General features: G+C 30.1%; 9 protein-coding genes. All 9 read left to right on the top strand.

The features are described 5' to 3' along the window. On the top strand, positions 1 to 509 hold a 509-nt coding region (locus HMPREF1321_RS11965), incomplete at its 5' end, for an ADP-ribosyltransferase (RefSeq protein ID WP_009421164.1). A gap of 1 nt (position 510) precedes the next feature. Continuing rightward, on the top strand, positions 511 to 1,020 hold the full coding sequence (locus HMPREF1321_RS02180; protein ID WP_009421165.1) for a hypothetical protein: 510 nt from the start codon (positions 511 to 513) through the stop codon (positions 1,018 to 1,020). Between the two features lie 91 nt (positions 1,021 to 1,111). Further along, positions 1,112 to 1,669 (top strand): hypothetical protein, encoded by a 558-nt coding sequence (locus tag HMPREF1321_RS12115; protein WP_009421160.1) that lies wholly within the window; start codon positions 1,112 to 1,114, stop codon positions 1,667 to 1,669. 2 nt (positions 1,670 to 1,671) lie between these two features. Further along, positions 1,672 to 2,121, top strand: coding sequence for a hypothetical protein (locus HMPREF1321_RS02170; protein ID WP_009421162.1), 450 nt, complete (start codon positions 1,672 to 1,674; stop codon positions 2,119 to 2,121). A 479-nt stretch (positions 2,122 to 2,600) separates the two neighbouring features. Then, entirely contained in the window at positions 2,601 to 3,473 is an 873-nt protein-coding gene (locus HMPREF1321_RS02165; protein ID WP_009421158.1) for a hypothetical protein, read from the top strand. Positions 3,474 to 3,482: 9 nt separating this feature from the next. After that, the gene (locus HMPREF1321_RS02160; RefSeq protein ID WP_009421161.1) at positions 3,483 to 3,857 is read left to right on the top strand and encodes a hypothetical protein; all 375 of its coding nucleotides are present in this window, start codon (positions 3,483 to 3,485) and stop codon (positions 3,855 to 3,857) included. Between the two features lie 457 nt (positions 3,858 to 4,314). Then, positions 4,315 to 4,608: a hypothetical protein gene (locus tag HMPREF1321_RS02155; RefSeq protein WP_009421159.1), complete on the top strand. Its 294-nt coding sequence runs from the start codon at positions 4,315 to 4,317 to the stop codon at positions 4,606 to 4,608. Between the two features lie 494 nt (positions 4,609 to 5,102). Further along, a complete protein-coding gene (locus HMPREF1321_RS12110) occupies positions 5,103 to 8,165 on the top strand; it encodes a hypothetical protein (protein ID WP_009421163.1) in 3,063 nt (1,020 codons plus the stop codon). A gap of 1 nt (position 8,166) precedes the next feature. Next, the coding region (locus tag HMPREF1321_RS02140; RefSeq protein ID WP_034575507.1) for a hypothetical protein at positions 8,167 to 8,521 on the top strand (355 nt) is incomplete at its 3' end.

The raw sequence follows: 8,521 nt of genomic DNA, 5'->3' as shown, positions 1-8,521 counted from the left end.
CGTTAGAGGAAGAAGCTGTATTGAAATTCTATACAAATAAATCATATTATAAATTTAATCAGGCTTTAATCTCTGGAAATAAAACTAATGATGTGATAGAAATAGAGAAATTATTAAACAAGACTCTTGATAAAATTCCTTCTTCTTCAGGTACATTTTATCGAGGTATCGGTAAAGAAGAAATACAAATGTTAAGTAAATATAAGGTTGGTGATGAAATTACTTATAGAAACTTTTTATCAACAAGTAACGAAAAGGAAAAAGCAATTGAATTTTATTACTCTAACATAAATAAAACAGAGCAAGGAGGATTAGTAGAAGTAATTTCTAAAAATGGGAAAAAGATAGATAAATTTTCTGATGCTATAGAATGGGAAGTCCTACATAAAAGTAATACAAAGTTTGAATTAATAGAGATTGACAAATCCTATATATTGAATATTGATGATGTTCTTTTAGAAGGAGCTAAACCAATAAAATTAACAAAATACACTATAAAAGAAAAATAAGATGGATATAGTATCAATTAATAAAATTTATAATCAGTATCAATTAGAGTTTAAACATTCGGGAAATGAGGAATCCATTATAAATCTATTACTTAAACAAAAAGAATGGAATTTGTTAGATGATGACCAAAAACTTATAAAGCGGAAAAAATACTTACTTGATTTTGAAAAATATTTTATCTACAATGAAAAGAGAGAAAGAGTTTTTTTATATGAAAATTTAGTTTTTCAAACATATTTAAAGATAAAGGATTCATTAAATATTATAGAGGCAGATATTAGTTCTTTTGAAGGTTTTTTCTTTAGAATAAAATCGATGCTTTTCTGTGAAAAAGAACTTGTAAATCAATATGAAAGCTTTAAAAGAATAGGTCATGTCCCCTTTGAAATTTTTGAACCTTTAATAGAGAAAGTAAAAGATACTCAAGAGTACAAACAATATAGATTAGATGAATTATTTGAGGAATACAAAAAGATGTATCAATTATTCTTGGAGAAGCCTTATGAATAATTGTAAATTGTTGGGAAAATAAAATAGCTACTCTCTCAAGTAGAGAGTTTATTGGATAGTGCCTAATTTACTGAAGAAAGAAGGACTCACAATGGATGATTTTCATTATATGATGCAAAAACACGCCAATGCCTTGACTCCTAATGAAATTAAGAAACTTACCAGAATAAGAAAAGCTATTCCTAAACCTGATGAAAATACTTTAATGCAGAAAGTAATTACAGAAGATATGGCTAATAAATATTTAGATGGAACTTATAACACTATTGGAGGCTCTGTGGCTAGAGCAGTAGATACAAAACATTTAAAAACTATTGAAGATTACTATTATGGTTTGCGTTTAGACTATGAAAAAACTTTGTTTAGTACAGGAGACAAATATTATTATACTATAAGATTTAAAATAGAAAAGTTGGATAATTTAGTAATCCCTATAGATAGTAGATTTACAAGTGAATATCCTTTTACTCGAAATGGGTTTACATCAGGCAATAATGGCAGATTAGGTATACCAGAATATGTTTTAGATAAGCGTGTTTCCCCAAAAATAGGAGCAGAAATTTGGAGGATTAAACCTGATGGAACTGAGGAACTAATAGGAGTGTTTAAAGAAGAAAATAATATTGAAAGATTTTACAAAATAAAATAATTATGGCAACTATAGGAAGAAAAGGAGATTTTGGTTATTTGAATGATAATTTACTAAGACTTCAGAAAGAGAAAGATTGGTTATTTATAACAGAAGATACTTCTTTGATAAATAAATATCATTTTAAGAAATATGACTATTATTATGGGTTAGTTATCAAAAATACAAAAATAATAAGTGCTTATAGTATTTACTATTATGCTCTTTATAAAGGATTAAAGTTTTTTGTAGAGAATGTAATAAAAAATGATATTTTTATATTATGTCCTTTAGAGGAAGCTATGATTTTCTTTAATGATTTTCCAAAGCAAGGTTATGACCCTATATACGAAATAAAAGAAAGTGAAGTTACCGATGTATGGGAAGAAAGAACTCCCATAAAAGGTTTTAAATTTGAGGAAGAACCTATTGTCTATCTCAAGAAAAATGGTGTCTGGTTAGTTGAACATTAGAAAGAGGAGATAGTTCAGAATCAAGAAAAGTTAGAAAAGCAGTTTCTGAAAATAAAATAGACAAAGAAGAATATGACAAAAAAACTAAAGAGAATATCTCTCAATGGGAGAAAACATTATCGGTTTATAATGATGTAGAAAGTTTTACAGAGAAACACCCTTTAATAACAAAAGAAGAAGTTAATGAACTGAAGGAACTTCAACAACAAAAAAGTTTTGCAGGAAATAGTGTTGGTAAAAAAGACTTAGAGAATACAAAAAAGATTAATGCAAGACAAACTGAGATTCTAAGTAAAATTGCACAACGTGAACAGAGTGCAATTGCTGACATAAAACAATATTTAGAAGATTTTGTACACGAAAGCAGTAATACTTCTACTACTCATTGTAAAGAATGGAAAAAAGCAAAAGGAGGCATTGGTAAAATTGGGCAATACAATCTTGATTATATAGAATATCAAGAGTGTACTAATGGTACGATGTATAAAGCAAAAGGAGGAGTCTTTTATTTCTTCCATACTCAATATAATGTGTATGCCAATGCTTTATCACAAGATCACGACAAAGAATACTTTTATGTATATGAGCCTAATTCTCAAAAATGGGAACGCTTTTTCCCTGACTTTAGGGAGTTTAAAAGAGCCCCGATGCCTGATGAATTACGCAATTTCCTATTTACAGTAGTAGATTATATTATTCCTATAGAAAGTGGCTATATTTTAATTACAGGGAAGAATTTTGAAGGAGAAGAAAGAAGTCGTCTTGTAGCGGGTACATCACTTGTAATTGAAGCAGGGCTAACGTTTACAGTAGTAGGTAAGGGCTTTTATAAGGCAGGTAAAGGAGTTTTAAAAGCGGGGAAAAACGCTACTACTGCTATAGTGAAAAGCAAAAAGGTTTTAAAGGGATCGGCAAAAGAATTAGAAGTAGCTACTGAAGTTGTTGTTAAGAACGCTGGAGAAATTGAAAATCTTATAAATAAAGCACTTATACAAGAGCTAAAAGAAAAAGGAGTAAAATTCACAGAAGAAAATTTAAAATTTATTACAAAAAACGTAGATGGTATAATTATATTTTTAGAGAAAGGTAGTACAAAATCAGGATTAGAACATATTATAAAAGGGAAATGGAATGGAAAAATAGACTTTCAAGATTTATTTAATGGGAAAATAGAGGAGATGGTAGAAAATATGTATAAAGCCATAAAGAATGAAAAATATATCAAGAAAATCATAGATAGTAGTGACAGAATTTCTTATATATATAAAATTCAAACTACAAAAGGATTAAGAGAATTTAAGATAGCTGTAGGATCAAATGGATATATAGTTACATTTTTTCCTAATTGGTAAATTATGACTATGATAGAAATATTTATAAAATCTGTTTCAGTCTTCGCAGAATATGAAGATAAAGTATATTCATATAAAGTTGTAGGAATTTTAAATAATGGATTAGAAATAACTTTTATAGATGAGATCCCTATAGATTTGACAAAATATATCTATAAGAAAATAAACATAACTTTATATTCTTATTTTATAAGTAAAAAAGGACCTTATGGAAAATGTTTTATTGGAACCATAAAACGAAAGGGAGATATTTGTTGTTTTGAAAATAGCTTTATAAGAATAAATTTACCAACTGATGTTATAGAGGAGAAAAATATTCAGTTGAATAAAATAGACCAATATTTTTTTGATGAACTACTCTTGAAAGAAATAAAAATAATGTAAAAAAGAAACGTTATTATAAATATTTAATAGTTTAATTGGAAGTTTCCAAAATGAAAATGCAAATATTATGGAATAGACATAAAAAGAGGTTATATGGATAGATTATAAAGTATAATAAAAAATTATCAGACCTTTTGATGGATTTGCTAAATGAGATGAAATTATATGATTTAGGGATTATTACTAATAGTGATAATCTAATGAATGGTTCCTATGGAATAATTTAGAAGATTTTTCTCCTACATATTATATTATAGAAAATTGGACTTTTGAAAAGGGAGAAGAGGTAGATATAAAATCTATACCTATAAAAAATTTAAGAGCTGTAACTAATCAAGAAGGAGAAAAGTTCCAAGTAAAGTTTCAAAAATACATTGAAGAGAATGAATGAAAAAATCTTCTTAAAGCAGGAAAAATGTTATAGAGTTAGTGCAAATATGAAATCATTAAAGTAATTATGAAAAAGATAAGATATTTTTTTGAATACAAGTGTTCTCCTATATGGATATATGATGACGATATGGGAGCTGATAACATAGATATTGTTGATCTTCCTATTAATACCTATTTAAAAGAAGAGATCATAGAATTAGATAGGTTATATCAAGAGACATATAATAATGAATATCCTGCAGAACCTCTACATAATGATAAGATTAGGGACTATATTTTTATAAGGAGAACTATTGAATCTGCTAAGTTATTGAAAAAAGAATTAGAAGAAGAATTTGTTTTTTTTATAATTCAATAGATATGGAATGTTTATTTGAGGAATGCAAAAAATTAGAAAAAGAGATTTTTTAAGTTTTTTTGTATTACGTTCTTTGACATATTAGATATAAAAGATAAAGCACTTTTGAACTGCGCATACAACCCGCCGATACTACCAAATACAATTTCTTTTTTCATACAGAAAATGGTGTAAAAGTAGAAGCGGAAAGCAAAGGTGAAGGACTATACAAAATCGCTCGTAAGGGAGCTTTCGACTTTGCGCAGGAAGAATTATGGGTCGTTGCCAAAGAAAAGAAAGACAAAAAAGGCAAAAAAGAAGAACTCATTGGCAAATGTATTTTAGTACACCTCTCGCCTAAAGAAGTAAATGTAGCTTTAGTACCTACCCGAAGCGGACAAAACCTTCAAGAGGCAATCGCTCAAGTACAGCAGATTTATGAAAAAGTAGGGGTAACACTACACATCACCACTGAAACCCCTTTTGATATTAGCGACCAACTGAAAAACGGCACTTTGCCCACAGAAAATGAGTTTGGCGACCTTTCTACCTATAGCCCTGAACAAAATGCAGTTATCGCTAAATTTACAACCAACAGAAAGCCAAAGGACAACACTTATTACATCTTTTTGGTAAACGACGGCACTGGCGATCACGGCTATATGCGATTAGGAGGGCAATATGGCTTTGTTTACAGCACCAATGCCCGCACCATAGCCCACGAACTCGGGCACGGTATCTTCAAACTCGAACACCCTTTCAAAGGTAAAAATGCCGACAAAGGCAAAACCACCGCCCTAATGGATTACAACCAGGGGCAAGACTTCTTCTACCGCGACTGGAAGCAAATCAACGACCCTAAAGTAAAACTGTATGCTTTTCAAGGACAAGGGGAAGGAGAATTTGGAGGTAAAATATGGCTTACCCCTGATTGGCGACCTTTTAAATATGATAGATCCCATACCACAGCTATTGATAGAGAGGAACTATCAGAAATACCACAAGGAGCTTTGCCCGCAATTTTAGGAGAAGATAAAAAAGCCTACTACGCCGAGTTCTCTAATGAAGAATTTGTAGGTTATAAAAATTTAGATGGACTCTTTTTAAAACTTGATTATCAAACATCAATAAATGATAAAACAGAAATTTATCTATATAGAACAGGTAATTCTTGTGGTAGTGATACTTATTACAAAACTAGTTGGGGATACATTAAAGATAAAAAAGGTACTGTTAGTTTTACAGTAACTCCTATTACTTTTGTAAATACAGTAACCTGTACCAATGCTAACCCGACAGTCAGTCCTTGTGACAATTTTAGAGTAATTAAAACCTCTGACCTTGCTGAAATAGAACAATATCGTAAAGATTTAAAAGAGTATTTAGCAAATGCTATTAAAAAAATAGCAACTTCACGAAAAAAAGAAGTTGTTGCTGTTGGGCAATACAACCATATTGTAAATAACTTTGTAACTAATGTACCTGAAAAACAACTTTATGAGTTAGAGGAAAAATTACATCTATTATCGTATTATACAAAAATAGATGTAGTACTTACATTTTTACCATTAAGAAAAAATTCCTATATACCAGAGTATATACTTTCCGATTTAGCACAAAAAGCAATAGAGGGTGTTTCTGGCAATAAGTCTGATCGTAAGTTAGTATATTTAGTGGTAGCTTCCTCTGAATATGAGTCTATTTTCAAAGAAGGTACTATTAAAAAACTAAATTGCCATACAATAAGTTTTGCCCAGACAGATAATAGCATTATCCGAAGTAAATATAAAGGGAATTCCATTTTTGAAAAACTTCTTACCCTATATCAAGATATTCCTAAGCCTTTGATAATGAATAAATATTATCAATATGCTGATGGAAGTGTAAGAAATTATACCTATAAATCAAAAGAAAACTTACGAGGTTATCCTTTTATTAAAAATTTAACTTTCTATCAGTCAAAAGAGTTTAGAAGAAATAAATATTGTGTTTATACAAGCGATTATCCCGAACTTTATCAGAATTGTGAAAATCAAAACAGAAAAGCTCTTATAAAAAGTCTAAAAGCTGAATACGCACAAGATGGATTGAAAAATAAAGCACTTTGGGAAGAAGTAGACATTCATCAGTTAGGCAGGTTTAGAGAGGTGTATATGGATTATGGAATAGACAAAACACCTAATTATCCTCTCTACCTATGGCAAAACTCAGTTGATACTTGGCAGTTTAAAAATAAAGTAAAAATAGCCTTAGAAAAAGGAACGCTCCCTCCTGAAGTCTTTTATGATTTTGAAAAACTAAAGGTTTTAGACGGCGCTGTTTATGGTACTTTAGATATCATAAGCCTTATTCCAGGGGCTGATATTTTCACCGACCCTCTATGTGCCGCCTATGCCTCTGCGCGCAACGATGCTACTAATTTAACAATTTACTCAGCTGGAGCTATCTTGCCTCTTGCCAGTGGTGCCTATATAAGAGGAGGAGCAAAAGCTCTCAATGAAGAGATTATGGTTGTCGTAGCTAAAAAAGCTGACAACGAAGAGGTTGAGTTAGTTTACAAAAACATAAATGATATAGCCCCTAACGAGCTCTATATCGCTACAGCTATCGACAACAAACAAACCCAAGCCTTTTTAGATGAAACTAAAAAACAGTTAGACCTTCATTCTATAAACACTCAGTTAGATAACTTAGGAAAAGCTGGAAAACAAATAGCAAACCTTGCTGAAGACCTCTCTAAAAAAACAAACAACATACTTACTAAAGCATTCTCCGAAGGCTCTAAATTTATAGATGATAAGAAAACAATAGAAAAAATCACTCATTATTTAGCCACTGAAAACGCTGAAAAACTAAAAGCTATTGGAGGTGAACAAGGATTGATAGATTTCTTGAAGAAATATAAAGATGCTCCTTGTGGTAATTGTAAAGATGCAGGAAGAAAAATTTTTGGAGGTCGTACCATAGATGAGATGCTCGAAAACTATGTAGAGGTTGCTCATACTTTTAGAAACCGCCCTGATTTATGGAAAAAAATAGAAGAAGGCGCTTTAAGTAGCAATGCCGCTATGCGTGAAGGTACACAACATATGTTATCCACCTTTAAGAAAAACCCTAAGAAATATACGCCTGAAAACATTGAGCATATAGATATGAAGTTTGGAAAAGCTTTAGATGATATCTGTCCCAACTGCCGTTATGACGTGAAGTTTAACAATAACCGAAATGAAGGTCTACCTTTATTTGAAGAGTTCAAAAGCTATAACAGTGAAACATGGAGTAAAATAGTTAATGATAAAGGTTTTATCCAACAATTTAAAAGCTACTTGAACACAGAAGGTATCGAAAAAATAGAAGATTTAGCTTATGTGATTAACAGTAATAAAGCTAATATAAATGAAGTAAAACAAGCTTTTAAAGAATTGTTTAAGCGTAATCGTGATGAAATTTTAGAGATTATGAGCCCTGAAATGAAGAAAAGTCTGGAGTTAATATATCCTAATGATAATAAAGTAATATTCAATAAACTGATAAACGATACAAATTCAGAACTTTATAACTTTATAAAATCACAATAAAATGTTTAAACTAAATTCTAAAATAGTTAATGTAAGGGATTATGTTATCTATAAAGGTAAACCTTATTACATCAATACATCACACGAACTTCAATGTGGCGAAAAAAAACAAATGCTTTACAAAACGCCACTAAGTCCGCTTGCTACTTTTAATGGTAAATTCTATTGTAGTGAGTGGGAGAATAATTATAAAGTTTTCAATGAAAATTTAGAATTAATAGAAGAGGGTAAAGACAAAGGTTTTTTGTATTTATCTAAAGAGTATTTGGAAATTGATTTTCTAGATGAACAACAAAAAAGATTCATTACTGCTCTTATAGATAAAAAAGAAAACCTTATAGTGTTAGGAAATATTG

It is taken from the genome of Capnocytophaga sp. oral taxon 412 str. F0487 (assembly GCF_000271925.1).
GTDB classification, from domain to species: Bacteria; Bacteroidota; Bacteroidia; order Flavobacteriales; family Flavobacteriaceae; genus Capnocytophaga; species Capnocytophaga ochracea.
The sequence above is the reverse complement of the archived record's forward strand: the minus strand, read 5'-3'. Positions and strand labels throughout refer to the sequence as shown.